Here is a 23,610-nt window from a genome sequence, read left to right as displayed (position 1 = left end):
TAACATTCTGCATAATAAGAGGGTTGTCCATTACATCGGACAACCCTTTTTTATATCTTATCCGCTTTCTCTATGACAATCGTGAAGGTGGTGCCTTGTTCATCGCTATCCTTAAGCACAAGATCTCCCTTTTGCGCTTTTGCGAGCATCTTACTGAATGGCAGTCCCAAACCTAACCCACGTACCTTCAGCTTTTTGTTTTCACCTCGATAAAATGGTTCGAACACATATTGCTGTTCATGTTTCGGAATCCCCCGCCCGCTGTCCAGTACATCAATGCAGATCCGTTCTTCATCCTTTTCATAAAGGTGAATCGCTATTTTCCCTTTGCCGTCAAGTGCATGTCTGGCATTATTCAAAAGGTTAATGACGATTTGCTGCATCCGCAATGAATCAATTTGACCAAAGACCGGTTCATCAGGAACTTTTATCTCAAAAGCGAACGCTTGATCATCATCCTGGGTCACCTGCCAGCGATAGGCGATTTCCTTGATGAATATATTGATATTCTCTTTTTGTACCCGGATTTTAAAAGCGCCTGCCGATATGGCATTATAATTGAGTAAATCCTCTATCATACCTTGTAATCGCTGAGTTTCCTTTAAGGAAATATCGAGGAATTCCTTACTTTGCTCTCCCTTAACGACATCGTCCTTAACTGCTTGTATCAGTCCGCTAATGGAAGTGACTGGCGTTTTCAAATCATGGGTTACGCCTGCAAGCAATTCCGCCCGCAACTTCTCCATGACCTTCAATCGATTGGTCATTTCCTTAAATGATTCTATCAGTTCATAAATTTCTTCTTCCTTGATTTCCTCTTCCTCTTTGAAATGGATATCATAGTTGCCTTCACGAACCTGGACAGCGGCGTTAGCTACGTCTTGGATGGGGCGCGAAATTTGCCTGGAAAGAAAATAAATGACTCCCGTCCCCAGAATCAGAAGGCCTCCAATCATGATCGCCAACAAGCCATGGTCTTGGTTGATTTCCTTCAATGCCCCTTCTTCCTGGGCAATGACCACCCAGCCTCTCGTCTCATCGTTAAAAGTAATGGGGGATTTTACGACATATACTTTGTTGTCTGAAATCTTGACCTTCTGGACTAACTCCGTATTTTTCATGATGACGTCCGGGAGTTTATTTTCATCCGGATCGATATACAATTGTGGCATCGTATATATGATGGTGGCATCGGGATCGACGATATAGATGATTGGCTGTTGGTTCAGATGGAGGATTTTCTCCCTTTCCTCAACAATTTCCGAAAGGATCGGACCAACGACAATCTGGCCATTTTCCTTAATCGCGCGATCGGATGTTTCATCAGCTAAGTATTTAAGAAGGCTGAGCCTATATTCCAAAGCCGTTTTTTCCATCCACCATAAGGAAAAAACAGACAATAATATCAAACCTGAAATCAAGGTCAATACGTACCTCTTTGTCCAATAGCGTTGTAAAGTGGTTCTTTTTTTAGTTTTCATAGACACTCAATTGATACCCCAATCCACGCAATGTTTTTATTTCCCCCTCAGTTACAGGCCATGCATCTATCGCCTTCCTGATTCGTTTGATCGCCAGGTCCACCGCACGGTCACTGCCGTCATAATCTATGCCCCACACTTGGTCAAGCAGCTGTTCTCTCGTGAAAATTTGATTAGGGTGCTTAGCAAAAAAAACGAGCAGCGACAAATCACGCGGCGTCAAGTTTATCTCTTCCCCATTCAAATGCACCTTATAAGACAGATCATCGATGGTTAAACTCCCAAATTGATGTACATGACCATCTTCCGTAACAACCGATGATGATCTTCTTAAAACGGCATGCACCCGGGCCACGACTTCTTCGGCAACAAAGGGTTTGGAGATGTAATCATCCGCACCTGACTTAAATCCCGATAATCTGTAATCGACATCTGTCAGTGCAGTCAACATGATAACCGGACATGTATCTTCCTCCCGAATTTCCTTCAGTATATCCCAGCCTTCCTTACCAGGAAGCATGACATCAAGCAGGACAAGGTCTGGCTTCGTTTCTTCAAACACCGGAATGGCCTTTAGCCCATCGTAAACTTGGACTACATCAAAACCTTCCCGCTCCAAATATGCTTTCAACACCATCGATATGGCAATTTCATCTTCTACTACAAGAATTTTCTTCATTGACGGATTCCTCCTTCCTGAATTATAGTGGAATCATTTTATATATGCTAACTATTAAAAAGACCAAGCATTTTCCCTCAATCTTACCATTTTTATGTGTCAGGATTATGTTCGCAGTAAAATTAGCCGATGTTTTCACATAATAACCTTGTGTAAGTGATCTCGATTCATTTTAACTGGAATGCTTCTGCATGGTCGTAATGATCATCCAGAAAATACACTCTTAAGAGGCTGGCTCTAAACTGAGCCAGCCCTTTTCAATTACATGTCTCGTGTGGATTCGGACAACCCGCTTCCTGTCTTTCCACTTGGATCGTGCTATGTTCAATTCCAAACTGATCATGAAGTAGTTTTTGCGCTTCTGCTAAAACGGAATCGTGATTACCGCTCTCATCTATGACAACATGGCAGCTCATTGTCAAAAAGCCAGAGGTGATCGTCCAGATATGGAGATCATGGACATCTGATACACCATCCAATTCCATCAAGGATGCTTTCACTTCATCCATATCGACTTGGTCTGGTGTGCCCTCCATCAAGATATGGAAAGAATCCCACACTACCCTAAAACCGCTGATAATGATTAAAATCGCGACTATGATGCTCGCAATCGGATCTGCAATTCCCCAATCGAAAAAATAAATCAAAAGTGCGGCCGCAATGGCACCCACAGATCCAAGCATATCACCAATAACATGTAAAAAAGCACTCCGTACATTCAGATTGTCTTCCTTATCTCCGCTCATTAAAATCCAGGCCGCAATGATATTAACAAGTAAGCCGATGATTGAAATCATTAGCATTCCCAAGCTTTGCACCTCGGGGGGATCCAGGAACCTCTTAATTGCCTCTACGAAAATGAATACGGATATGACGATCAAGGTCAATCCATTCAAACAAGCAGCAATGATTTCAAACCGTTTATATCCAAACGATTTGGACGATGTCGCTTTCCTTTCCCCCAACCTTATCGCTGTATAACTAAGCCCTAAAGCTGCTGCATCGCTAAGCATGTGACCTGCATCCGACAGTAAAGCCAGACTATTTGTCAAGAACCCGCCAATGACCTCGACGATCATGAATGTGGAGATTAATAAGAAAGATGCCAACAAGGCTTTTTTATTATTAGAATGGTGGTGGTGTCCGTGCCCATGATCATGGGAGTGACCATGATGATGTCCCATGCCATCCCTCCTCTCGGATTTGAAACTTATATATAGTATGGGATAAATCCAGAATGGTTTCAAATGATTCACTTCCGGGATTCACTGGCGGTAAAAAGAGTGATGGAATCAGGAGGACGTGATCTTTTACGAAAACCCTAAATTCTGGCTTCAGCCATTTCAATGTAAAAATAAACGCTACAGACATTAACTGCAGCGTTTTTCCCGTTTATCCTTCCTCTTTCATCGTATCATCGACAATGGCGTACAGATCCTTATTAAACAATTCATCATTACAGACAAAACTGTGCCCTTCCATCTCTTCCTGCTCTTGATTTACTACCCGTTCCTTTTCCTTCATGACATACCTCCAGCTTCGTTGAGTTTGCCTATTATCGTATCCACAGGCATGTACCTTTATGCTCAACATTTCCCCATACTTCATCTTTTTTAAGCGCCCTAGACCTGCTGGCCGCCATGGAAGGCACGAATAATGAATTCATGCTCTGGGACTTGTAAGCTTTGATACGATGACAGGAACGATGTATTATCATAGGCGACTTTTTCAAGATTTACCTGAATACCGGTATTTTCAATCGCAACAATCGCATAAGGGGCAACTGGTTCACCATTACAGCCAAGAGAACCAGGGTTCAGGAATATCGTTCGGTCATTTTTAAAAAGGTGGATGGGATGATGATGTCCAAATCCGATTAAATCGTGATGCTGATCTTTAAAAAGCGTTTCTAAGTTACTTAAACTCGGTTCAACGATTTTACTAAATGGATTTTGGCTTATGTGCTCATCCAATTTCTTCGATTCCATGTGATAATGGGTGAAGTAAACGGAGTGATCATTAATGATATGATGTATGGTTCGAGGCAATTTTTCCAATTCATTTATGAATTTCCTATGCATCCTTTCAGCTATCCATTCATGATGCTCCTTAACATGAATATGACCGTCCGGATGCGGCTCCCCGTTAATGATGGCCAGGACAGCTTCATCATGATTTCCAGTTATCATCGATACATCATTTCTTGAAAATAAAAGTTCAAGGACTTCATTAGTATCCGGGCCAATCCCGACCATATCTCCCAAACAATAGAGACGATCTATATCTTCCCTTTGATCAATATCCCTAAGAACGGCTTTCAACGCTGAAGCATTACCATGCACATCCGTAATAATGGCAACTTTCATGAGTTAGTTCAGCTCCCTTCCCCCACAATCCACATGGTATATTATAACATTTAAAACAAAATCAAAAAAATATTCGGGCTTATTCCCTTGATTTTGCCCACGCCCATTTTTTATGAATAAGCAAACACTTCGGCCTAGAATACATAGTATGAAGTATTCCCGGTAAAGATGTTTTGCTAGGTATGTAATTCATAATATGTATGAGGAGGAAATCAAATGGGTGGAAATGGTAACGAATGTTGTGGCGGCGGTGGCGGCTGCGGCGGTTTCGATAACGGATTTGCATTGCTGATCGTATTATTCATCTTGTTGATCATCATCGGATGCAGTTGGGGATTCGGCGGCGGCGGCGGCGGCGGTGGATGCTGCTAATATACTAAATCAAAAAGGCGCCTGAGCATGGCGCCTTCTTTGTTATGAATTGACTTTTATTTTTTCTCTTTGCTTTTGTTTTCGAGTCTTCATAATGAACCAAATGACTATAAGTGCAATAGGGATAAGCAAGAAATTCGCATATTGTGAAAAGATGGCTCCCGCCTGCTCCCATCTAGGTCCTAACTTAAACCCTAAATAAACATAAACGCTTGTAACAGGAAGCATCGCCATATAAGTATATAATATGAATTTCCAAATATTCATTTTCAATATTCCGCATGGCAGCGACACGGCGGTACGTATACCTGGTACAAACCGTCCAAAAAAGGCAATTCCCCCACCATACCTTTCAAAGAAGCGGTCAGCTTTGTTCAACTGCTCATCTTTGATCAAAAAGTATTTTCCGAACTTTAATACAAGCGGTCTCCCGCCATACTTGCCTAAGGCATAAAGCGTCAATGGGCCCGTTACCCCGCCAAGCGAACCGGCAAGGATAGTCAAGTATAAATTCATATCACCTTGATAAACCCAGTATCCTGCAAGTGGCAAAACTATTTCAGCAGGAATGAATTCAAAAGTCAAAGCTAGCAAAACACCGAAATAAGATAAAGATTTAAACGCTTCAATCATATCCATTATTAAAGTTTCCATTGAGGTTTCCCCTTTTCTAACTTTTATTACATATAAAAAGGGGTGCTCCAAGATGAATGCGGGCACCCATGATGTCAAAAAGGACATTGTCCATTGTATCACAAGTTAACCCGCATTTTTCTATAATGTTATCCTAAAACAGTGTTCTTATGGAGTCCAGGTTTTGTTATCGGGCTATTCACTATAGAACTACGCTTGTAAAAAGAACGATAATAGAATATCAGATGTCCCGAAACGAAAAAAACTTGAGGACGAATTGACCTCAAGCATTCGTTATAGTTAATCAAGTGAATAGCCCTTAAATGGGTAGAGATGTACCCATGACAAGATCGGTACCCCTCTCAAATCATAAAAGGGGCAGAGAGCCTCCTCAATCCATCTTCCATTTGTTTTTTTGCATCTTTCATCATGCCATCAAGTAATTCCTTTACCGTGGGTATATCGTCAATCAATCCGGCAACCTGGCCGCTGTTCATAAAACCATTGTTAACATCCCCGTTCATTGCGCCATTAATATGATGGACCTCAGAGGTCATTTCACGATAATTCACAGGAGACAGCCCCTGTTTTTCCAAATCAAGGACTTTCTCGGTATATGGACCCTTCAATACCCTTCTGACCTGGCCAAACGTTCTGCCCAAAATTACCGTATCATTGCCCATAGCTTCGATTAGTTTCTGTTTATATGACGGATGGAACGGTGCCTCTTGTGTAGCGATCAGCCTGGTTCCCAATTGGACTCCTGAAGCCCCCAGCATCAATGCCGCTGCCAAACCCTGTCCATTGCCTATTCCGCCAGCTGCCAAAACCGGGAGCGTCACATGCTTGCTGATTTGCGGAATGAGTGTAAAGGTCGTCATTTCCAGGTTCGAATTGATGCCGGCAGCCTCAAACCCTTCTGCGACCAACACATCAGCCCCTGCTGCTTGCGCTTTTTGCGCGTGCTTGACCGACGCAACGATGGCAATCACTTTTATATTCTTTTTTTGCAATAACGGAATGAAAGGGGCAGGATTTCCTGCAGATAAGGAAACTACAGGTATTTCATGCTTCAGGACAAGATTCACTAACTCATCTGTATATGGACTAACATTTATTGGAATGTTCAACGCGAAATTGTTATTGGTTTTATCTTTGGTTTCGAGAATGATGGCTTCCACCTGTTCAGGATTCATGGTACCGCACCCTATTGTCCCAAGTCCTCCTGCATTGGATACTGCAGCCGCAAGACTTGCATTGCTTATATTCCCCATGCCGCCTTGTATAATGGGATATTTTATCGCAAAAAGCTCACAAATATATTTCACTTTCATCCCTCCCTGTCAATTTAATGTTATACTATATTCATTAGAAAAACAATTCTGACTTTTCAAAAAGGAGCGAGACTATGATTATTCCGTACAATAATAAAAAACCATCCATTGATGATACTGTTTTCGTGGCACCCGGCGCTCATTTAATCGGTGATGTTTCGATTGGGAAAGACTCGACCATTTGGTTTAATTCCGTACTGCGCGGTGATGAAGATTCAATTACAATAGGAGAAAAATGCAGTATACAAGATAATTCCACCATTCATTTATTCGAAGGATGCCCAGTTGTCATTGAAGACGAAGTGACGGTTGGTCACAATGTCATCCTGCATGGCTGTAAAATAGGCAAACGCTCCATTATCGGTATGGGATCAACGATATTGGATAATGTAGAGATTGGCGAAGAATGCATCGTCGGAGCGAACACATTGATTTCCTCTGGCAAAATCATACCTCCACGTTCACTGGTTATTGGTTCCCCGGGGAAAGTGGTTCGCAGATTGAATGATAAAGACCTTGAATTGATCCAACTTTCAATCGATACATATGTTCAAAAAGGAAAAGACTTCAAAGGGATACTTGATTAATTAAAAGCAAGAGTCGAAAATGATAATGTGAAAAGAGCCTCGGCAAGTCGTAGTTAACGACTGGCTGAAGCTCTTTTTCACTTAATGATCAGTGGATGGTCCTTGGCATCATAGGTTTCATCTTTCCGGCATAAATCATTGTTTTCCTGAAATACGCTTTCAAAAAAACGGCTTGCTGGTTCAGCCAAGACTTGATAATACTGGCTAAATAAAAGAGCAGCATGATTGCCATTCCACTTTGAAGGCAGAAGTTCCTTTGGCAGGCCCGGATCGATAAATAAAAATTTACGGTATTCATGCACCAAGTTCGTTCGTTCCACAAAACAATCAGCATCGGACATTTCGCCCCTGCTAATGATGCTTTGATGAACGATGAATTGTTTGCTGTATTTCTCGATGAATTCTTCATATTTATTTTCAATCTCTTCTAAATGCCAGCTCTTCTCGACAAGCGATTGGTTTTCCTTTGGACCTTTGTACTCCGAAATGAAAAAATCAACATATTCATCTATGTCATATTTCTCGATCAAGCGATTGATTTGTTTCTCCAAATCATTAGGGGAAATCCAGCAACCACTTGAAAAACTGCCAAACCCGCTCCATAATAATTCTTTACGGAGATCATCTCGTAATTGCCGCTTATCTTCAGGGATCGTGTACATTAAGATACGCCATTTACCGTCCCATTCATTCGGTTTCATCTTATATATGCGATTGGCCGCTTCATCCATTCTCTGCACACCGCGATCAGTCAAAAAGTAATAGCTTTTATTTCCCTGCTTCTCCGACTGAATCCACCCTTGCTTGACCATTCGTGAAACGGCTACACGAACGCCCTGCTCATTATGGCCGAATTCCTTTAACAAACGAATTAAACTGCCTATCCAGATCTTACTTCCATAGTTACGGATATAATCGCCGTATATCGTAAAAATCATGGATTGTGTATTAGTACCTATCCTTCTCACCTCGTCCTAACATTGTTACTGTTTTCACACGGAAGACATAATAATTATTATATCTTTTTTAAATGAAAGCGCAATATCATTCACCAGTAAACCGTGCTTTTCTCCGTTCACTGAATGCCAGCAGCGCTTCCGATCTGTCTTGAGTCGGGATAGTCAATTCATAGGCTTTACCTTCTATGGCCATTCCGGTTTGCAAGTCCGTATTCATTCCTTGGTCAATCGCATATTTGGCTTGTTTGACTGCAATCGGCCCGTTTTTCATGATATTGGCTGCCAATTCTCCACAAGCTGACATTAGTTGATCCCTTGGCACGACCTTCAAAAGGATCCCTAATTGACATGCCTCTTCTGCAGTCAATTTTTTAGCAGTGAAGATCAATTCCTTCGCTTTCATTTCCCCAATCAATCTCGGCAGCCGCTGTGTACCGCCTGCCCCAGGAATAATGGCCCAGCTAGTTTCAGTGAGCCCCATAGAAACACCTTCGGCTGCAATTGCAAAGTCACATGAAAGCATCCATTCAAATCCTCCCCCCAATGCATATCCATTGACGGCAGCTATGGTTGGCTGCGGAAGCCCTGCGATACTATTAAAAACATCACGAATCGCTTTAACGTTCCTTCTTACTTCCGCATCATTCAAAGACTTTCTTTCTTTCAAATCCGCACCCGCGCTGAATGCTTTTTCCCCAGCACCGGTGAAAATGACGACACGGATATTGCCGTCATAATAAACTGCATCGATGACTTCCTGAAGTTCACAAAGTGTCCCATAGTCGAAGCAGTTCAATACGTCGGGCCGATTCACTGTTATATAGCCGATTTGATTTATCACTTCATAAATAACCTTGGACATGAGGCACCTCCCCTTAATTTGTCTCGATATTTTCTATAATGGCCGATATGCCTTGGCCAACGCCTACACACATCGTCGCAAGACCATAGCGTACTTTCCGCTTTTTCATTTCGTGGACAAGTGTTGTTAAAATACGCGCCCCGCTTGCACCGAGGGGATGGCCAAACGCTATTGCCCCGCCATTGACATTCACTTTCTCCTTATCCAATTTCAACTGGCGGATGCACTCCAAGGATTGGGAAGCGAATGCTTCATTCAATTCCACTAGCCCGATGTCTTCAATCGTCAAGCTTGCCCTCTCCAATGCCTTTTTAGTGGCATGAATCGGACCAAGGCCCATAATGGACGGTTCTAAGCCCGCTACCGCCCCCACAACATATTTGGCCAGAGGCTTCACTCCAAGCTCCCGTGCTTTTTCCGCACTCATCAAAAGTAATGCCGAGGCTCCATCATTTACACCTGAAGCATTACCGGCCGTTACGGTGCCGCCTTTAAAGATCGGTTTGAGTTTTTCCAACTTTTCGATGGTCGTGTCAGGACGAGGGTGTTCATCCTTCTCGATAATGACCTCATTCCCTTTACGATCCGTATATCGAACAGGTACGATTTCAGTAATGAAACGCTCATTTTCCACTGCTTTTTTTGCTCTTTGCTGGCTTTGATACGCGAATTGATCTTGGTCCTCCCTTGAAACCGAAAAACGCAGGGCGACGTTTTCAGCCGTTTGAGGCATGGAATCCGCACCATACATTTCTTTAAGTTTCTCATTCGTGAAACGCCATCCGATCGTTGTATCCTGAAGCTCCATTGAACCCCGAGGAAATTCACTCTCAGGTTTGGCCATGACGTACGGCGCCCTTGTCATGCTTTCAGTACCGCCTGCGATATAAATATCGCCTTCACCAACTGCAATGGAGCGTGCAGCATACATGACGGCATCCAATCCGGATCCACATAAGCGATTTATTGTCGTTCCACCTACATTTACCGGAAGACCAGCTAAAAGGGCGGACATCCGGGCCACATCGCGATTATCCTCTCCGGCTTGATTTGCATTCCCGAAGATGACATCCTCAATTTGATCTGGCGGCAGCTCTGGATTGCGATCGGTCAGCGCCTTGATTACAATTGCACCTAGGTCATCCGGTCGAACGCTTTTCAATGCGCCTTTATATCTTCCGATTGGTGTTCTCACAGCATCAATGATCACAACATCCTTCATTTCCTCACCAGCTCGCCGTCTTTTGTATAATCGTACACACCTTTACCTGATTTACGGCCGAGCCTGCCAGCTTTAACATACTGTTCAAGGAGGGGAGCCGGGCGGTATTTCTCACCAAGCTTACTATGTAAGTATTTTAAATTATTCAATCGGGCATCCAGTCCCACCAAATCACCTAGCTCAAATGGACCCATTGGGTAATTCAGCCCTAACTTTATTGCCTTATCGATTTCCTCTGGTGTGCCTAAACCTTCTTGAAGCATAAAGAAGGCTTCATTTCCTACCAAACAGCTGATCCTGCTGGTTACAAACCCAGGGAATTCATTTATGACCACTGTTTCTTTTCCCATTTTTCCGGCTACCTCTTTTATTACGGCTGCCGTTTCATCGCTGGTTTCAAGTCCACGTACGATTTCAACGAGCGGCATCTTTTGTACAGGATTGAAAAAATGCATGGCAATCGTTTTTTCGGGACGTTTTCCATAAGAACCAATTTCCGTCGGGCTCATCGTGGACGTATTGGTTGCAAAATAACAGTCTTCTTTTGCATGGACTTCAATCGTTTCAAAGACTGCCCTCTTAATTTCCGCCTTTTCAGGAACTGCCTCTATGATCAAGTCGGCATATGCTGCTGATTCTTTCAAATTGGAAGAATAGGAAAATCTGCTTTTTGCAGCTGCCGCTTCTTCCTGAGTGATTTTTTGATAGCGCACACCCTTCTCAAAAATGGCATCTATCTCGTTTCTTGCACTTTCCAAAGCATCCTGATTCACATCCACCAGCACTACATTAAAGCCCCCTGTTGCTCCTACATAAGCTATTCCCCTGCCCATGACACCAGATCCGACAATCACTAGATTTCTAATCATTCGTTCATTCCTCCTTCAAAAATAAATAGGGCTGGCTGCGGATGAATCAGATCAGCATTCATCCATACCTGAATTACTTTTCCGACATTCCGTTCAGCCAGCCGCCTATTTTATGTTTTATTAAATTCCAAAGGGATTTAAGGGACGGCTTCCATGATAGGAAATGATGCTTTTCGTTTCTGTATAAAGATCAAGTGTCTCAATACAAAGTTCCCTGCCGAATCCTGATTGCTTATACCCTCCGAAAGGTGTTCCAGGAAATGCGGAGAATGGGCAATTCACCATGACGATTCCCGCTTCTATTTGATTGGCGACCCTAGTCGCACGCCCGCCGTCTTTTGTCCAGAGGGCTGAACCCAAACCGAATTCCGTATCATTCGCGAGTCTCACGGCTTCTTTTTCATCTTTGAATTTCATTATGACAACGACCGGCCCGAATATTTCCTCTTTCACAACATCCATATCATGATTGACATTCGCAATGACCGTCGGTTCATACCAATAACCGTTTTCGAAGCCTTCGATGACCGCTGGCTTTCCTCCTGTGAGGATTTTCGCTCCATCAGTAATGGCAGATTGTACATAATTGTCGATGACATCCAATTGCCCTTGATCTATGACTGCACCGACGTGTGTTTCTTTATCGAGCGGATTGCCCAATTTCAATTTTTTCGTTTTTTCTACGAATCTGGCAACGAACTCATCATATATGTCTTCGTGAACGTATAAACGGGATCTGGCTTCGCAAGACTGCCCAGTATTGTAGAAAATGCCATATAATGATCCATCGATAGCCGCTTCAAGGTCTGCATCCTCAAAAACAATATTAGGGGACTTACCGCCAAGCTCCAATGTCACCCTCTTTAATGTCTGTGAAGCTTTGCCCATGAGATCCCTGCCGATTGGCGTAGAACCCGTGAAGGCTACCTTATTCACTTTCGGATGTTCGACAAGGTAATTCCCTACGTCAGATCCAGGTCCTGGAATGATGTTGACCACGCCGGAAGGAACACCAGCTTCTAAACAGATTTCACCTAATACAATGGCAGTCAGCGGCGTTAACGAAGCTGGCTTAACAATGACCGAACAGCCGACTGCGATTGCAGGTGCAATTTTCCACGCAGCCATCATCATAGGGTAATTCCAAGGGATGATTTGAGCACAAACCCCTACTGGCTCCTTTTCCGTATAATTATGGAATTGACCAGGAACATTATTGACCGATCCGCGATGTGCAACTAAAGCTCCTGCATAAAACTCGAAATCTTCAATTGCCTGCATGACTTGGCCTTGAGCTGCAGAGATGGATTTGCCGCTGTTCAGGACCTCCAATTCAACCAATTCATTAAAGCGTGAACGCATGATCGCTGCAATTTTGTTCAAAACACGAGACCGTTTGTTAATCGGTGTCCTCTTCCATTTCCCGTTATCAAATGCTTCACGTGCAGCTTGAACAGCCTTTTCTGCATCTTCCTTGGTCGCCTTTGCAACCTTGGCAATGATTTCACCTGTTGCAGGATTATACGCATCAATCGTGGAACCATCCGAGCTTTCCACTCTTTCTCCATTAATGATCAGATGATAATAATCACGCTTCATTTCCGCTTTTTCAAATGCCGCCTCTTGTACTCTAACCATGTAATCCCACTCCCTTTTCTATATTACTTGCCTATGAATTGAGCTTTCCTTTTTTCAGTGAATGCTGCCACACCTTCTGCATAATCTTTCGTTAAGCCAGCAATTCGCTGCCCCTCCGCTTCTTCTTTTAAGTATTCTTCCAATGAAAGGTGATAGGACGCCTCTAAGTATCTTTTGATTAAACCGATCGCTTTCGTTGGTTTGTTTGCGATATTCTCTGCAAAGGCTTTCAATTCCTCGTTCCATTCCTCCAAAACGATCACTTTTGTAGCGAGTCCGATATTTTTCGCCTCGCTAGCCGTAACCTTTTCCCCCAATAAAGATAATTCCAAGGCTTTCGCATGACCAACGATCCGCGAAAGGTAATACAGATTCCCCGAATCAGGAATCAACCCGATATTGACAAAAGCATTTAAAAAGCTGGCTTTTTCAGAAACAAGCCGAAAATCGCATGCCAACGCAAGGCTGAAGCCAGCACCTGCAGCCACTCCATTGACTGCGGCAATGATCGGTTTTTCACAGTTTGCTATTTGCTGCATCATAGGACCGTAGTCCTCAAGCAGCTTTTGGCCTAAATTCATGCCCTCATCAACATCCGATAAATCCTGCCCCGAACAAAAGGCCCTGCCTTCCCCAGTAATGATAATGGCCCGCACTTCATCTGACCCCGCAGATATTTTGATCGCTTTCTGTATTTCCTTATTCATTTGGGACGTAAAGGCATTTAGTTTTTCAGGACGGTTCAAAGTAAGCCATGCCACTCCATTTTCAACCCTATATTTGATGGTTTCGTACATAGAGCACCCCTTATCCGCCTCTAAAATCCGGCTCTCTTTTTTCTACAAATGCTTTCATTCCTTCTTTTTGGTCCTCTGATGCAAAAAGAATATAGAAGTTCTTCCGTTCAAATTGCATGCCCTCATATAAGGTGTAATCAACGGCTTTATTGACGGATTCTTTAATCAGCCTTACAGCTAACGGGGGTTGCTTTGCTATCTTCCTGGCAAAATCAACCGTTTCTTCCATTAGCAATTCAGGTGCCACGATCTTATTGATGAAACCATATTGCAGAGCTGTCTTTGCCTTTATCCTTTCAGCCGTCAACATCCATTCAAGTGCCTTTGTCTTGCCTACCAATTTCGTCAATCTTTGGGTTCCTCCCGCACCAGGCATGACCCCTAGTGTCACTTCCGGAAAGGAAAACTGGGTATCGCTGGCGGCAATCAGGAAATCACAGGATAAAGCAAGTTCAAAACCACCGCCGAATACAAAACTTTTCACCGCACCAATCACAGGCTTTTTGACTAGGCTTATTCGGTCCCAATCGGCAAATTGGTTCGTTAACTCCATACTGATTGGATTGTCGTTCACCATCTCGTCAATATCAGCTCCAGCGGAAAATGCTTTTCCATTACCCGATAGCAAGATCACCTTCACTTGCGGGTCCCGGTCGAATTCTTCCATGGTTAAAACTATTTCCCTCACCATTTTCCTGTTAAGGGCATTCAGTTGCTGCGGCCGATTTAAAGAGATATAACCAATGCCATCCGCGATTGACGTTTCAATGAATTGAAGCGCATTCATTTTATTTCTTCGCCGATCATCATCGTTACAAGTTTCCCCGCAAAGCCCATTAAGTCTTTCCCTGATGCTTTGCCCTCAGGAGAACGCATTCCTTTTTGCAGTGCATCATGGTCTTCATAATACATTTCACATAGAATGTGATACTCAGAGTCTTTGCCCATCGGTGTCCCGACTATTTTAGTGACCTCCATTTTTTGAAGACCAGGAATTTTTTCCGTTATCGGACCATGTACATTGAAGTAGTGCTCATCGAATTCTTCCTTGTTTTCAGGTTGTTTATAAAGGGCGATTAGTTTTACCATTTTAGAAAACCTCCATTTTATTAGTTTATTTTTATCATCGGTTTCATCGCTTCGAACGGATTTTTGCATGCCTTACAATATAAAATGCTGCGGCAGGCCGTTGGACCGAAGATATTTTCCATCGTGACATATGTCGATTCACAATATGGGCAATCCACATGCCATGATCCATCACTTTTCATTTGTCGGGGAGGAGGGGAGATTCCGAAAACCTTCAATCCAGCTTTCCCCTTTTCCGTAATTCGATCGGATGTCCAGGAAGGGGAACGTAAAAATTCCACACTTACATTTTTTACGGCAGGCAGCTGTCGAAGGGCTGTTTCCACATTTTTTTGAATGATCGACAATGCCGGGCACCCAAGAAAAGTTGGCAGCATTTTTACCGAAACGTCCTGGCCCGAAACCGTCACGTCTTCGACCATCCCTAAATCCAGAATACTTACTGTATCGATTTCGGGATCTTTAACGTCTTCCAGGAGCCTATATATTTCTTCTGTATTTAACTGTACGGTCGCCATGGTACCCCTCCCCTTTCTATTGATTCACCATGAAGCTGCTTTATCGCTTGCGTATACTTCGCTTAACGTTTCTAGCGCCTTTTCCAAATCTTCCGTATGCTGGCCATTACGACCATCACCTCTTGCCATCCCTATTTGAATCGTTGTTGCCAAGCCGACACTTTCAAAAATTGGTGTGATGGCCTCGATCCATTTTTTCTGTAAAACAGCTTCGCCCTCTATCAAGCCGAGCTCAACCATTTCCTCTCCATATTGTCCAAGTGAAAATACGCCAGCAAAATCGGGCATTGTTTTCCCGATTGCCGCTTTCATTCTCGAAACCGCTTCCAAGTGACCGGATCCCAGCAATTGGACGAACCATGTTTTCCAGTGCATCAAATGATAGTAAAGTTCCATCTGTACCTTTTGTGCCACTTCAGCAAGCGGTTCATATGAACTTGAATGAAGGGATTGAACCTTAATCGCTTTGGCTTGGGTATAAAAATAATTTCGCACTACCGCAAACGCCCAATCATAATCCGGGTCTTTCATATAGTAACCAGGACCATTGACCAATTCGAGAATGATCGCATTGCGCCGTTCCTTGGCGGGACGGTCATGAGCAAGCTTATCAGCATCCCCTTCACCGAGTTCTTCAAGTAATTTATAATATATTGCGGCATGCCCCATCGTGTCTTGAGATATCGAAGCGGATGCAACATCTTCCTCGATATGCGGTGCAAGTCCCAACCATTCTGCACCACGGTATGAATGGATGAAGTCATCGTCAGCCAGTTGAAGCAGCAATTCCTTGATTGCGATGCCCTTCAATGATTCATTCTTCATTTTTCACACCTCCAGCCCAAGACATTATCTCTTTTTCATCGAGCATTCCCTGCTCATACTTCCGCCATTTTTTCTTTAAATACCCGTATCCTTTTGTGGTCCTGTAGTCTTTATTATCGATACGTTGAAGCGTTTTCTTTTCCTCGGCCGTCATTTTCCGTATATTCTGTCTTTTCACGACCCAGATATCATCAACCGCTTCACGTCTCATGAAGTTTTCTTGTGCCATCATGATGGCGATATCCTCATTCGGGGCCAGCAGGCTGAAGTGATATTGAACGGGTGATGATTGCGTTTTACGGCTAAATACTTCAAATTCTTCAAAGTAATTCCCTTGCCTAGTTTCCATATCGTCCTTCCCCCTCCCTTAGATGACCTTGGGCGCCAATGCCTCACGTACCCATTTATTATTTTCATAAGAAATTCTTCGAAGACTTAAGCGATCCTGCGAACGGGGACCTTCATTCCTTGCGAACACCTTCAATTTCCCCCAATCGGGTTGTTGGTAAATCCAGGTTTCGGATGCTTTGTCAAACCTAAGCGTTTCATCTGGAATGCTGAAGCCAAGTGAAAGGATCCGCTTCACATATTTAGAAAAAAAGGCTTGTCGAAGTTGTTCATTCGTACTGGTTCTGATTCTGTACTTAATCGTTATATCCTGTTTGGATGTGCCCACTTCATTCTTACTGGGAGGTCCAAAGAAAAGTAATAAAGATTCCCACCAATAATTGATGGAGTCTTGAACCAATTTCCTTTGTTCTTCCGTCCCTTCAGCCAAAGCCATGATTATCGCTTCACCATGCTGGGCGTGAAAAACTTCTTCCGCGCAAATCCTCTGTAATGCCCTGGCATAAGGTCCGTATGAGGCGCCAAGCATGTTCGTCTGGGAAATGATGGCTGCACCATCAACAAGCCAGCCAATCAATCCAGCATCGCCCCAGGATTTGGCTTCCATATGGAAAACATTATGAAACTTTAAATCTCCTTTAAACAAATCTTGCATTAGGTCATCCCGTTTTTTACTGTAAGGCCTTAGCAGATCCTCGGCGACTCGAAGCAATAATTGCCCATGCCCCATTTCATCCTGCACCTTTGCCATGATTCCAAGTTTTCTATTTAAGGTCGGGGCTTTAGGTACCCATTCCTTTTCTGGAAGCGCCCCCATGATTTCACTGATTCCATGCATCGATATTAACTTGATTAAAGTGCCCCGGTATTCTTCCGGCATCCAATCATCCGCCTCTATCTTTTCTCCCGCTTCGATTCTGGCAATGAATTGATTTAGCTTTTCTTCTCCTGCCATATCATTTAAAAGAACGTTCATCCAAATCACCTCTTTTTATAATATAACGTTTATATAACGTTATTATATTTTACTGTTATATTTAATGCAAGACTATTCTGTCTTTTTTCGAAATAAAAGGAAATTATCTAGGTTTCTTTGAATCTTTTAATCCACTAAAACTTTAAAGGGCGAGGTTTCCACTTTGATTGAATCTGTCGGACAGCCCTCCACTGCATCATCCAGATCATCAAATAAACCTTCCGCGACCTCTGCAGTTCCTTCATTTTCATCCAGGATGACAAATGCCACTCCCTCATCATTGTAATCAAAGATTTCAGGTGCAGCCGCACCGCATGCACCGCAAGCAATGCAAGTTTCTTGATCCACAACTGTATATTTTGACAAAAGGCCCTCCTCCTTCTCCATTTCATGATTGGCTCCATCTTCTCTTCCATTAAGAGATAAACCCATATTTAACCACGATTGCATCCGCTTTATGTATCGCGTTTACTGGTTCGATTTCTTCAGCTCACTTATTCCAATCGGTACTTCAGCAGGAAAGAACTGAACGACAGAATCGTCCTGTTTCAACATCCATATTCATGAGCATGGAATTTATGAACGAATGACTTCATCCTTCCGCTTATCAACGACACGAATCGCTTTTCCTTCTGAACGGGGAATGCTTTTTGGGATGTTGACAACAATATCCATCGTTACAAGACATGCGGATTTCAAATGATGCTGTATCGTTTTCCTTAATATCTCTACATTCCCATGCGTTAAGTCTTCTTCAATCTCCCTGTAGAAACCGCTTTCAATTTCAATGTGCAGTTCAACACCGTCCATATTTCCCTTCTTAACGAGATGAATCTGATAGTGTGGCACAATTCCCTCCATTTGGAATAGCACACGCTCTATTTCAGATGGAAACACATTCACTCCCCTGACTATGATCATATCATCCGTTCTGCCCTTAACACGGGACATTCTAGTTGTCGTACGCCCGCATTTACACGGTTCATGTGTAATTGAGGCGATATCACCTGTACGGTAACGAATGATTGGCAGCGCTTCCTTTGTAAGGCTGGTAAAGACAAGTTCCCCATCTTCGCCGTCCTTAACCGGTTCAAGCGTGTCCGGGTTAATGACCTCGACAAGGAAATGGTCTTCTGCGATATGCAGTCCATCCTGTGCTTCATGACATTCAATCGCAACTCCCGGCCCCATGATTTCACTTAATCCGTAAATATCGATGGCTTTCAATTTCAGTTTCCTCTCAAGTGTTGCCCTCATTGCCTCCGACCATGGCTCAGCTCCGAAAATCCCATACTCAAGCCCATTATCAGCAGGATCAATTCCCATCTCTTCCATCTTTTCAGCGATATTCAAAATATAAGTAGGGGTTCCGCAAATGCCTCGCGGTTTAAAGTCATTGATGATCGTAATCTGCCTATCGGTATTCCCCCCTGAAATGGGTACTGTCGCAACTCCCAGCTTTTCTGCCCCGCAATGCAAGCCCAGGCCCCCTGTAAACAGACCATATCCATATGCATTATGGAAAATATCTGACTTGCGGCCTCCTGCAGCTACAATTCCACGTGCGACGATTGTTGCCCAATTTTCCAAATCATTTTTCGTATACCCGACAATTGTAGGCTTTCCGCTCGTTCCGGATGAACCATGAATGCGTGTTACATCCTCCATCGGAACGGCAAATAAACCGAATGGATACTGATCACGAAGCGTCTGTTTTTTTGTAAATGGAAGCTTTATCACATCGTTTAGAGTTTGAATATCTTCTGGTTCCAGGCCCATCTCTCTAAACTTTTCTCTGTAATAAGGTACATTTTCATATACATGGCTAATCGTTTTTTTAAGGCGTGCCATTTGTAAACTTTCCATTTCAGCACGCGAAGCCGTTTCAACTTCCGGATTGTACATTGTTTCAGTCCCCCTCAATTTTACTATTGTCCCATCTAACATACATAACGGTAATAAAACGGAGATTAAATTATTGTTATGATTTATTTCAAGATTAATACGTCATTTCTACGTTGTCAATAATGTTTTTATAATTCAGATAAAATGACCGAATAGACAAAATACTAATTTACTAAATTTTCAGACTATGTTAATTTTAACAATGATATATCATTTTATCAAACAATCGTTTTAAAAACGTACTACACAAAAAGGGGGCTTACTATGGAATCACAGGCTAAAAACGGCCATTCACCATCAGGACATGACAACGGAAATAAGTATCGTCAATTAATTGAAACGGAAGAATTCAAGTATTTGCTTCAAAAGAAAAAAGCTTTCATCGTACCTGTCACTCTCTTCTTTCTTGCTTTTTATTTTGTTCTGCCTATTTTAGCTGCTTATAGCGAAGTGTTGAAGGGTGAAGCTTTTTTTAATATTACTTGGGCTTGGGTATATGCACTTCTCCAATTCGCTGTCGTATGGTTAGGGGGAATTGTCTATATCAAAAAAGCAGAGAAATACGACAAGATGGCTAAAAATATCTTGAATAAATATGAGAAGGAGCTTGGCGAATGAGCATTTTATCCCTCACGCTTTTTTTGGGCATCATCTTGTTAACGCTTACAATAACCTATTACTCTTCTAAGAAGACGAAAAATGCCAGCGATTTTTATACGGCCGGCGGCGGATTGACAGCATGGCAGAATGGATTGGCCGTAGCAGGTGACTTTATGTCAGCCGCATCCTTCCTGGGAATTACGGGTGCAATCGCACTGATTGGTTTTGATGGCTTTTATATGAGCATCGGGAACCTTGTTGCCTTTCTTGTCTTATTGTATCTTGTATCGGAACCACTTCGCAATCTAGGTAAGTTTACGCTGGCAGACATGATTTCAGCACGCTTCAAATCAAAAAAAGTGCGAGGGATAGCTGCTGCTAACACACTTGTCATTTCAATCTTTTACATGATTGCCCAACTTGTAGGTGCAGGAGGATTAATTAAACTTTTGCTCGGCATCGATTATTGGCTATCAGTTCTTCTTGTCGGTGTACTGATGACGATTTATGTGATTTTCGGCGGGATGAGAGCGACAAGCTGGGTGCAGATCACGAAGGCGGTTCTATTGCTAGGCGGTTCCGCTGTATTGACGTTCATCGTTTTTTCCCGTTTTAATTTCAACATTTCAGAGATGTTCCAACATGTACAAACTGCAACACCGCTCGGAAAGGAATTTTTGAATCCAGGAAATAAATACACCGATGGACTCGACATGATTTCATTTAATATGTCGCTTGTCCTTGGGGCAGCAGGCCTTCCGCATTTACTCGTCCGCTTCTTTACAGTAAAGGACGCAGCTACTGCAAGGAAATCCGTCGTATATTCCACATGGTTTATAGGGGTATTTTTCATCATGACGATTTTCCTTGGTTTCGGCGCTGCATCTTTCGTCGGGTTTGAGCGGATCATCGAAGCAAACTCGGCTGGAAACATGGTCGCGCCCCTTCTTGCATTAACCATGGGCGGGGAATTTTTATTCGCATTCGTTTCTGCTGTGGCATTTGCCACGATTTTAGCGGTTGTATCCGGCCTTGTTTTAACGTCGGCATCGGCTTTTGCACATGATATATACGGTGAAATCATCAAGGAAGGAAATATTACGGAAAAACAGCAAATACTCGTTGCCCGAATGGCTTCTGTCGGAGTAGCGGTCATTTCGATTTTACTTGCTTTATTTGCTCAATCAATGAATGTCGCTTTTCTTTCAGTCCTTGCGCTTGGAATTGCTGCCAGTGCCAATTTACCGATCATTCTTTGCACAATATATTGGAAACGCTTCAACGCAACCGGAGCGATCACCGGAATGTCATTCGGGTTACTCAGCTCCATCATACTGGTCATGCTCAGTCCCAATGTATGGAATCCCGAACCTGGGATGGGGATTTTCACTGGCGATCCCCTCTTCTCGATGAGCAACCCGACCATTTTCACCGTACCGCTCGGCTTTATTGGAGCTTATTTAGGTACAATACTGTCAAAAGCAAAAGATGAAGAAAACGGTTTTGCTGAAGTACTGTTCAAATCAAACACCGGATATGGGATAAGTTCAGCAAAAGACCATTAAGAAGGAGGATTTCCATGACCACACATTTAGATCAGGATATTCACGAATTGCATTACGATCAAATCAAACAAGTACTGGTCGACGAACCATACGCTTCTTTTCTAGGGATGAAATTGACGAAACTCGGTCCCGGGACAGCTGAAGCAGAATTGATTCCAAGTGACCACATGCTAAATAGCCATGGAACGGTTCACGGTGCCATCATCTTTTCACTTGCTGATTACGTGTTCGCCGCAGCCAGTAATTCATATGGCAAAATTGCGGTTGGCGTTTCAAACAACATCAACTTCTTATCAGCTGGCAAACGGGGTGAGACTTTAACTGCCAGAGCGGAAGAAATAAAGAAAAACCATAAACTGGCCTGGTATAAAATAGACGTGTCAAATGAAAGGGAATTGATTGCAACCATGGAAGCGATGGTATACAGGAAAAATCAATATTTCGTCGACCAAGTTGAATAAGTAACACTTGAAACCGGACGAGCAATCAACTTGTCCGGTTTATTTTCCCTTGTTTTGCCCATGATACATACGTTGAGCTAATAAAAAGGGGATTCCCGATTTGGAATCCCCCTCCCTTATTTTAAAACCCTTCTTCCTAGCTATTGGCCGGAATACTGGAATCTGTCACTTTTAGCCACTCCCCACGCTCCCTTTCACTGATTACATCAGTCTCGTAAACTATTTTCCCTCTATTCATGGTAGCCGTGATTTGGCAAGGAAAGGTATGGCCCATATAAACGCTTTGCTTATGTTTCGCGAAAAAATTCGTTTCCGAAACTTCATGCGTACCATTAAGGGAAACGATGGCAAGGTCTGCATCCTTCCCTACCTCGATTTGTCCTTTTCTAGAGGAGAGACCGAACCTTTTTGCCGGGGCTGAAGCTGTCCACTCAGCGACCTTATGAAGCGGGATACCATGTAAAACAGCCAACTCTATCATCGACATCAACGAAAATTGCCCCCCGCTTATTCCGCCCCACGCTTCAAAAATATTATGTATGGCAGGATCTTTCAGCTCAAAAGGGCATGGTGAGTGGTCGGAAGAAATCATATCGAATTTCCCTTGCATTAAACGGGTAATCAATCTTTCTTGTTCTTCTCTTTCCCTTAGTGGGGGAGCACATTTTGCAACCGCACCTTTTTCTATTAAATCATCCTGATTGAATAATAAATAATGCGGACACGTCTCGACCGTCACATCCAGCCCCTTCTGTTTGGCCGATTCAATTTTTTCGATGGCCAAACTACTGCTAATATGGACAAAGTGCAGCGGACAGCCCGTTAACTCTGCATATGTAATGGCACGCTCCACAGCCTCCGCTTCCGCTTGCACAGGTCTTGTAGCTGCATAATCATTCGCACTGAATAGTCCATCCTTCTCTTTTTCCCGCTTTAACCACTGAGTGATCGGATCACTTTCCGCATGAAGGGCCAAGACCTTTCCCAATTCCGCTATTTTCTTCATTCCATGTAAAAGGGTGAAATCATCTGCCCGTTCAAACTCCTCATTTCCCGTCGCTGATAGAAATGCCTTAAATCCGATGACTCCGGATTCGGCGAGATCCTCTAAATCATCGATATTTCCCGGGACCAGTCCTCCCCATAATCCAAAGTCTATAACCGACTTCATCTCACCGAGATTGCCCTTTTCAAGGAGGGCCTTTCGATCAATCGTTGAAGGGATTCCATTCAATGGCATATCGAAATATGTGGTGCAGCCTCCCGCCGCCATCATTTGCGATCCTGTTTCAAAGCCCTCCCAATGAGCGCGGCCAGGTTCGCTAAAATGCACATGGACATCAATCATACCAGGAAAGATATGCTGGCCATCCGCTTCATACTCTGCATAACCATCGCCATCCAGGATATCCCCAATCTTAACAATCACCCCATCCTGGATGGCAAGATCAGCTTTCTTCACTCCATCAGGAAAAACTACATATCCATTGCGGATAATAAGATCATATATTGACATATGGACCA

The 23,610-nt window shown here is 43.2% G+C and carries 27 protein-coding genes; 5 read left to right on the top strand and 22 right to left on the bottom strand.

The window, feature by feature from the left end; genetic code table 11:
* Nucleotides 1–50: 50 nt before the first annotated feature.
* The 5 genes from LQ188_RS14995 to LQ188_RS14980 form a co-directional block, all read right to left on the bottom strand.
* Nucleotides 51–1,481, bottom strand: a complete 1,431-nt coding sequence (locus tag LQ188_RS14995) for a HAMP domain-containing sensor histidine kinase (protein ID WP_230177435.1) — start codon at nucleotides 1,479–1,481, stop codon at nucleotides 51–53.
* The gene (locus LQ188_RS14990) at nucleotides 1,471–2,160 is read right to left on the bottom strand and encodes a response regulator transcription factor (protein WP_101224259.1); all 690 of its coding nucleotides are present in this window, start codon (nucleotides 2,158–2,160) and stop codon (nucleotides 1,471–1,473) included. The genes LQ188_RS14995 and LQ188_RS14990 overlap by 11 nt, the downstream gene beginning before the upstream one ends.
* Nucleotides 2,161–2,417: 257 nt before the next feature.
* A complete protein-coding gene (locus LQ188_RS14985; RefSeq protein WP_230177288.1) occupies nucleotides 2,418–3,344 on the bottom strand; it encodes a cation diffusion facilitator family transporter in 927 nt (308 codons plus the stop codon).
* Between the two features lie 208 nt (nucleotides 3,345–3,552).
* A complete protein-coding gene (locus LQ188_RS26840; protein WP_260356845.1) occupies nucleotides 3,553–3,684 on the bottom strand; it encodes a hypothetical protein in 132 nt (43 codons plus the stop codon).
* Nucleotides 3,685–3,782: 98 nt separating this feature from the next.
* A complete protein-coding gene (locus LQ188_RS14980) occupies nucleotides 3,783–4,526 on the bottom strand; it encodes a metallophosphoesterase family protein (protein WP_101224261.1) in 744 nt (247 codons plus the stop codon).
* Nucleotides 4,527–4,742: 216 nt separating this feature from the next.
* Here LQ188_RS14980 and LQ188_RS14975 point away from each other — a divergent pair, with 216 nt between their 5' ends.
* Complete coding sequence (locus tag LQ188_RS14975) at nucleotides 4,743–4,898, top strand: YjcZ family sporulation protein (RefSeq protein ID WP_230177287.1); 156 nt, start codon at nucleotides 4,743–4,745, stop codon at nucleotides 4,896–4,898.
* Between the two features lie 42 nt (nucleotides 4,899–4,940).
* On the opposite strand, the gene LQ188_RS14970 is transcribed toward LQ188_RS14975, so the two are convergent.
* Together LQ188_RS14970 and LQ188_RS14965 are read right to left on the bottom strand one after the other, a co-directional pair.
* Nucleotides 4,941–5,552: a DedA family protein gene (locus LQ188_RS14970; protein WP_230177286.1), complete on the bottom strand. Its 612-nt coding sequence runs from the start codon at nucleotides 5,550–5,552 to the stop codon at nucleotides 4,941–4,943.
* A gap of 341 nt (nucleotides 5,553–5,893) precedes the next feature.
* Nucleotides 5,894–6,859, bottom strand: coding sequence for a DUF561 domain-containing protein (locus LQ188_RS14965; RefSeq protein WP_230177284.1), 966 nt, complete (start codon nucleotides 6,857–6,859; stop codon nucleotides 5,894–5,896).
* 80 nt (nucleotides 6,860–6,939) lie between these two features.
* Between LQ188_RS14965 and LQ188_RS14960 the strand changes: the two genes are divergently transcribed.
* A complete protein-coding gene (locus LQ188_RS14960) occupies nucleotides 6,940–7,452 on the top strand; it encodes a gamma carbonic anhydrase family protein (RefSeq protein WP_034314889.1) in 513 nt (170 codons plus the stop codon).
* A gap of 77 nt (nucleotides 7,453–7,529) precedes the next feature.
* On the opposite strand, the gene paaX is transcribed toward LQ188_RS14960, so the two are convergent.
* The 14 genes from paaX to LQ188_RS14890 form a co-directional block, all read right to left on the bottom strand.
* A complete protein-coding gene (paaX, locus tag LQ188_RS14955; RefSeq protein WP_096339984.1) occupies nucleotides 7,530–8,411 on the bottom strand; it encodes a phenylacetic acid degradation operon negative regulatory protein PaaX in 882 nt (293 codons plus the stop codon).
* Nucleotides 8,412–8,496: 85 nt separating this feature from the next.
* A complete protein-coding gene (locus LQ188_RS14950) occupies nucleotides 8,497–9,273 on the bottom strand; it encodes an enoyl-CoA hydratase-related protein (RefSeq protein WP_230177282.1) in 777 nt (258 codons plus the stop codon).
* A 13-nt stretch (nucleotides 9,274–9,286) separates the two neighbouring features.
* Nucleotides 9,287–10,495 (bottom strand): acetyl-CoA C-acyltransferase, encoded by a 1,209-nt coding sequence (locus LQ188_RS14945; protein ID WP_230177280.1) that lies wholly within the window; start codon nucleotides 10,493–10,495, stop codon nucleotides 9,287–9,289.
* Nucleotides 10,492–11,364: a 3-hydroxyacyl-CoA dehydrogenase gene (locus tag LQ188_RS14940; RefSeq protein WP_230177278.1), complete on the bottom strand. Its 873-nt coding sequence runs from the start codon at nucleotides 11,362–11,364 to the stop codon at nucleotides 10,492–10,494. The genes LQ188_RS14945 and LQ188_RS14940 overlap by 4 nt, the downstream gene beginning before the upstream one ends.
* Before the next feature lie 120 nt (nucleotides 11,365–11,484).
* Nucleotides 11,485–13,002 carry an aldehyde dehydrogenase family protein gene (locus LQ188_RS14935; RefSeq protein WP_230177277.1) on the bottom strand — a complete coding sequence of 506 codons (1,518 nt, stop codon included), beginning with the start codon at nucleotides 13,000–13,002 and terminating at the stop codon, nucleotides 11,485–11,487.
* A 23-nt stretch (nucleotides 13,003–13,025) separates the two neighbouring features.
* A complete protein-coding gene (locus LQ188_RS14930) occupies nucleotides 13,026–13,799 on the bottom strand; it encodes an enoyl-CoA hydratase-related protein (RefSeq protein WP_230177275.1) in 774 nt (257 codons plus the stop codon).
* Nucleotides 13,800–13,809: 10 nt separating this feature from the next.
* Nucleotides 13,810–14,586, bottom strand: a complete 777-nt coding sequence (locus tag LQ188_RS14925) for an enoyl-CoA hydratase-related protein (protein WP_230177273.1) — start codon at nucleotides 14,584–14,586, stop codon at nucleotides 13,810–13,812.
* Entirely contained in the window at nucleotides 14,583–14,888 is a 306-nt protein-coding gene (locus LQ188_RS14920) for an EthD family reductase (RefSeq protein WP_098372584.1), read from the bottom strand. Before LQ188_RS14920 ends, LQ188_RS14925 begins: the two co-directional genes overlap by 4 nt.
* Before the next feature lie 20 nt (nucleotides 14,889–14,908).
* Entirely contained in the window at nucleotides 14,909–15,406 is a 498-nt protein-coding gene (gene paaD, locus LQ188_RS14915) for a 1,2-phenylacetyl-CoA epoxidase subunit PaaD (protein ID WP_230177272.1), read from the bottom strand.
* A gap of 24 nt (nucleotides 15,407–15,430) precedes the next feature.
* Nucleotides 15,431–16,231, bottom strand: coding sequence for a 1,2-phenylacetyl-CoA epoxidase subunit PaaC (gene paaC, locus LQ188_RS14910; RefSeq protein ID WP_230177270.1), 801 nt, complete (start codon nucleotides 16,229–16,231; stop codon nucleotides 15,431–15,433).
* A complete protein-coding gene (gene paaB / locus LQ188_RS14905) occupies nucleotides 16,221–16,580 on the bottom strand; it encodes a 1,2-phenylacetyl-CoA epoxidase subunit PaaB (RefSeq protein WP_101224273.1) in 360 nt (119 codons plus the stop codon). Before paaB ends, paaC begins: the two co-directional genes overlap by 11 nt.
* 18 nt (nucleotides 16,581–16,598) lie before the next feature.
* Nucleotides 16,599–17,555: a 1,2-phenylacetyl-CoA epoxidase subunit PaaA gene (gene paaA / locus LQ188_RS14900; protein ID WP_101224274.1), complete on the bottom strand. Its 957-nt coding sequence runs from the start codon at nucleotides 17,553–17,555 to the stop codon at nucleotides 16,599–16,601.
* A gap of 126 nt (nucleotides 17,556–17,681) precedes the next feature.
* Nucleotides 17,682–17,921: a ferredoxin gene (locus tag LQ188_RS14895; protein WP_048678740.1), complete on the bottom strand. Its 240-nt coding sequence runs from the start codon at nucleotides 17,919–17,921 to the stop codon at nucleotides 17,682–17,684.
* A 210-nt stretch (nucleotides 17,922–18,131) separates the two neighbouring features.
* The gene (locus tag LQ188_RS14890) at nucleotides 18,132–19,460 is read right to left on the bottom strand and encodes an AMP-binding protein (protein WP_101224275.1); all 1,329 of its coding nucleotides are present in this window, start codon (nucleotides 19,458–19,460) and stop codon (nucleotides 18,132–18,134) included.
* Nucleotides 19,461–19,724: 264 nt separating this feature from the next.
* On the opposite strand from LQ188_RS14890, the gene LQ188_RS14885 reads away from it, so the two are divergent.
* From LQ188_RS14885 to LQ188_RS14875, 3 genes are read left to right on the top strand one after another with little or no spacing between them, the layout of a single operon-like run.
* On the top strand, nucleotides 19,725–20,078 hold the full coding sequence (locus LQ188_RS14885; RefSeq protein ID WP_230177268.1) for a DUF485 domain-containing protein: 354 nt from the start codon (nucleotides 19,725–19,727) through the stop codon (nucleotides 20,076–20,078).
* Nucleotides 20,075–21,625, top strand: coding sequence for a cation acetate symporter (locus LQ188_RS14880; protein WP_230177266.1), 1,551 nt, complete (start codon nucleotides 20,075–20,077; stop codon nucleotides 21,623–21,625). Before LQ188_RS14885 ends, LQ188_RS14880 begins: the two co-directional genes overlap by 4 nt.
* Before the next feature lie 14 nt (nucleotides 21,626–21,639).
* Nucleotides 21,640–22,086, top strand: coding sequence for a hotdog fold thioesterase (locus LQ188_RS14875; RefSeq protein WP_101224278.1), 447 nt, complete (start codon nucleotides 21,640–21,642; stop codon nucleotides 22,084–22,086).
* Nucleotides 22,087–22,222: 136 nt separating this feature from the next.
* Here the strand turns inward: LQ188_RS14875 and LQ188_RS14870 are convergent, their stop codons facing one another.
* Nucleotides 22,223–23,602: an allantoinase gene (locus tag LQ188_RS14870; protein WP_230177264.1), complete on the bottom strand. Its 1,380-nt coding sequence runs from the start codon at nucleotides 23,600–23,602 to the stop codon at nucleotides 22,223–22,225.
* Nucleotides 23,603–23,610 lie beyond the last annotated feature (8 nt).

The organism is Peribacillus sp. Bi134, from assembly GCF_918698065.1.
GTDB lineage: Bacteria > Bacillota > Bacilli > Bacillales > DSM-1321 > Peribacillus.
The sequence above is the reverse complement of the archived record's forward strand: the minus strand, read 5'-3'. Positions and strand labels throughout refer to the sequence as shown.

Excerpts from the sequence above, each read along its gene's own strand:
- LQ188_RS14980 (WP_101224261.1), bottom strand. The coding sequence starts at position 4,526 with ATGAAAGTTGCCATTATTACGGATGTGCATGGTAATGCTTCAGCGTTG.
- LQ188_RS14940 (WP_230177278.1), bottom strand. The coding sequence starts at position 11,364 with ATGATTAGAAATCTAGTGATTGTCGGATCTGGTGTCATGGGCAGGGGA.
- LQ188_RS14945 (WP_230177280.1), bottom strand. The coding sequence starts at position 10,495 with ATGAAGGATGTTGTGATCATTGATGCTGTGAGAACACCAATCGGAAGA.
- LQ188_RS14885 (WP_230177268.1), top strand. The coding sequence starts at position 19,725 with ATGGAATCACAGGCTAAAAACGGCCATTCACCATCAGGACATGACAAC.
- paaC (WP_230177270.1), bottom strand. The coding sequence starts at position 16,231 with ATGAAGAATGAATCATTGAAGGGCATCGCAATCAAGGAATTGCTGCTT.
- LQ188_RS14990 (WP_101224259.1), bottom strand. The coding sequence starts at position 2,160 with ATGAAGAAAATTCTTGTAGTAGAAGATGAAATTGCCATATCGATGGTG.
- LQ188_RS14930 (WP_230177275.1), bottom strand. The coding sequence starts at position 13,799 with ATGTACGAAACCATCAAATATAGGGTTGAAAATGGAGTGGCATGGCTT.
- paaD (WP_230177272.1), bottom strand. The coding sequence starts at position 15,406 with ATGGCGACCGTACAGTTAAATACAGAAGAAATATATAGGCTCCTGGAA.
- LQ188_RS14985 (WP_230177288.1), bottom strand. The coding sequence starts at position 3,344 with ATGGGACATCATCATGGTCACTCCCATGATCATGGGCACGGACACCAC.
- LQ188_RS14960 (WP_034314889.1), top strand. The coding sequence starts at position 6,940 with ATGATTATTCCGTACAATAATAAAAAACCATCCATTGATGATACTGTT.
- LQ188_RS26840 (WP_260356845.1), bottom strand. The coding sequence starts at position 3,684 with ATGAAGGAAAAGGAACGGGTAGTAAATCAAGAGCAGGAAGAGATGGAA.
- LQ188_RS14880 (WP_230177266.1), top strand. The coding sequence starts at position 20,075 with ATGAGCATTTTATCCCTCACGCTTTTTTTGGGCATCATCTTGTTAACG.
- LQ188_RS14970 (WP_230177286.1), bottom strand. The coding sequence starts at position 5,552 with ATGGAAACTTTAATAATGGATATGATTGAAGCGTTTAAATCTTTATCT.
- LQ188_RS14920 (WP_098372584.1), bottom strand. The coding sequence starts at position 14,888 with ATGGTAAAACTAATCGCCCTTTATAAACAACCTGAAAACAAGGAAGAA.
- paaB (WP_101224273.1), bottom strand. The coding sequence starts at position 16,580 with ATGGAAACTAGGCAAGGGAATTACTTTGAAGAATTTGAAGTATTTAGC.
- LQ188_RS14870 (WP_230177264.1), bottom strand. The coding sequence starts at position 23,602 with ATGTCAATATATGATCTTATTATCCGCAATGGATATGTAGTTTTTCCT.
- LQ188_RS14925 (WP_230177273.1), bottom strand. The coding sequence starts at position 14,586 with ATGAATGCGCTTCAATTCATTGAAACGTCAATCGCGGATGGCATTGGT.
- LQ188_RS14890 (WP_101224275.1), bottom strand. The coding sequence starts at position 19,460 with ATGTACAATCCGGAAGTTGAAACGGCTTCGCGTGCTGAAATGGAAAGT.
- paaA (WP_101224274.1), bottom strand. The coding sequence starts at position 17,555 with ATGAACGTTCTTTTAAATGATATGGCAGGAGAAGAAAAGCTAAATCAA.
- LQ188_RS14935 (WP_230177277.1), bottom strand. The coding sequence starts at position 13,002 with ATGGTTAGAGTACAAGAGGCGGCATTTGAAAAAGCGGAAATGAAGCGT.
- LQ188_RS14975 (WP_230177287.1), top strand. The coding sequence starts at position 4,743 with ATGGGTGGAAATGGTAACGAATGTTGTGGCGGCGGTGGCGGCTGCGGC.
- LQ188_RS14950 (WP_230177282.1), bottom strand. The coding sequence starts at position 9,273 with ATGTCCAAGGTTATTTATGAAGTGATAAATCAAATCGGCTATATAACA.
- LQ188_RS14995 (WP_230177435.1), bottom strand. The coding sequence starts at position 1,481 with ATGAAAACTAAAAAAAGAACCACTTTACAACGCTATTGGACAAAGAGG.
- LQ188_RS14875 (WP_101224278.1), top strand. The coding sequence starts at position 21,640 with ATGACCACACATTTAGATCAGGATATTCACGAATTGCATTACGATCAA.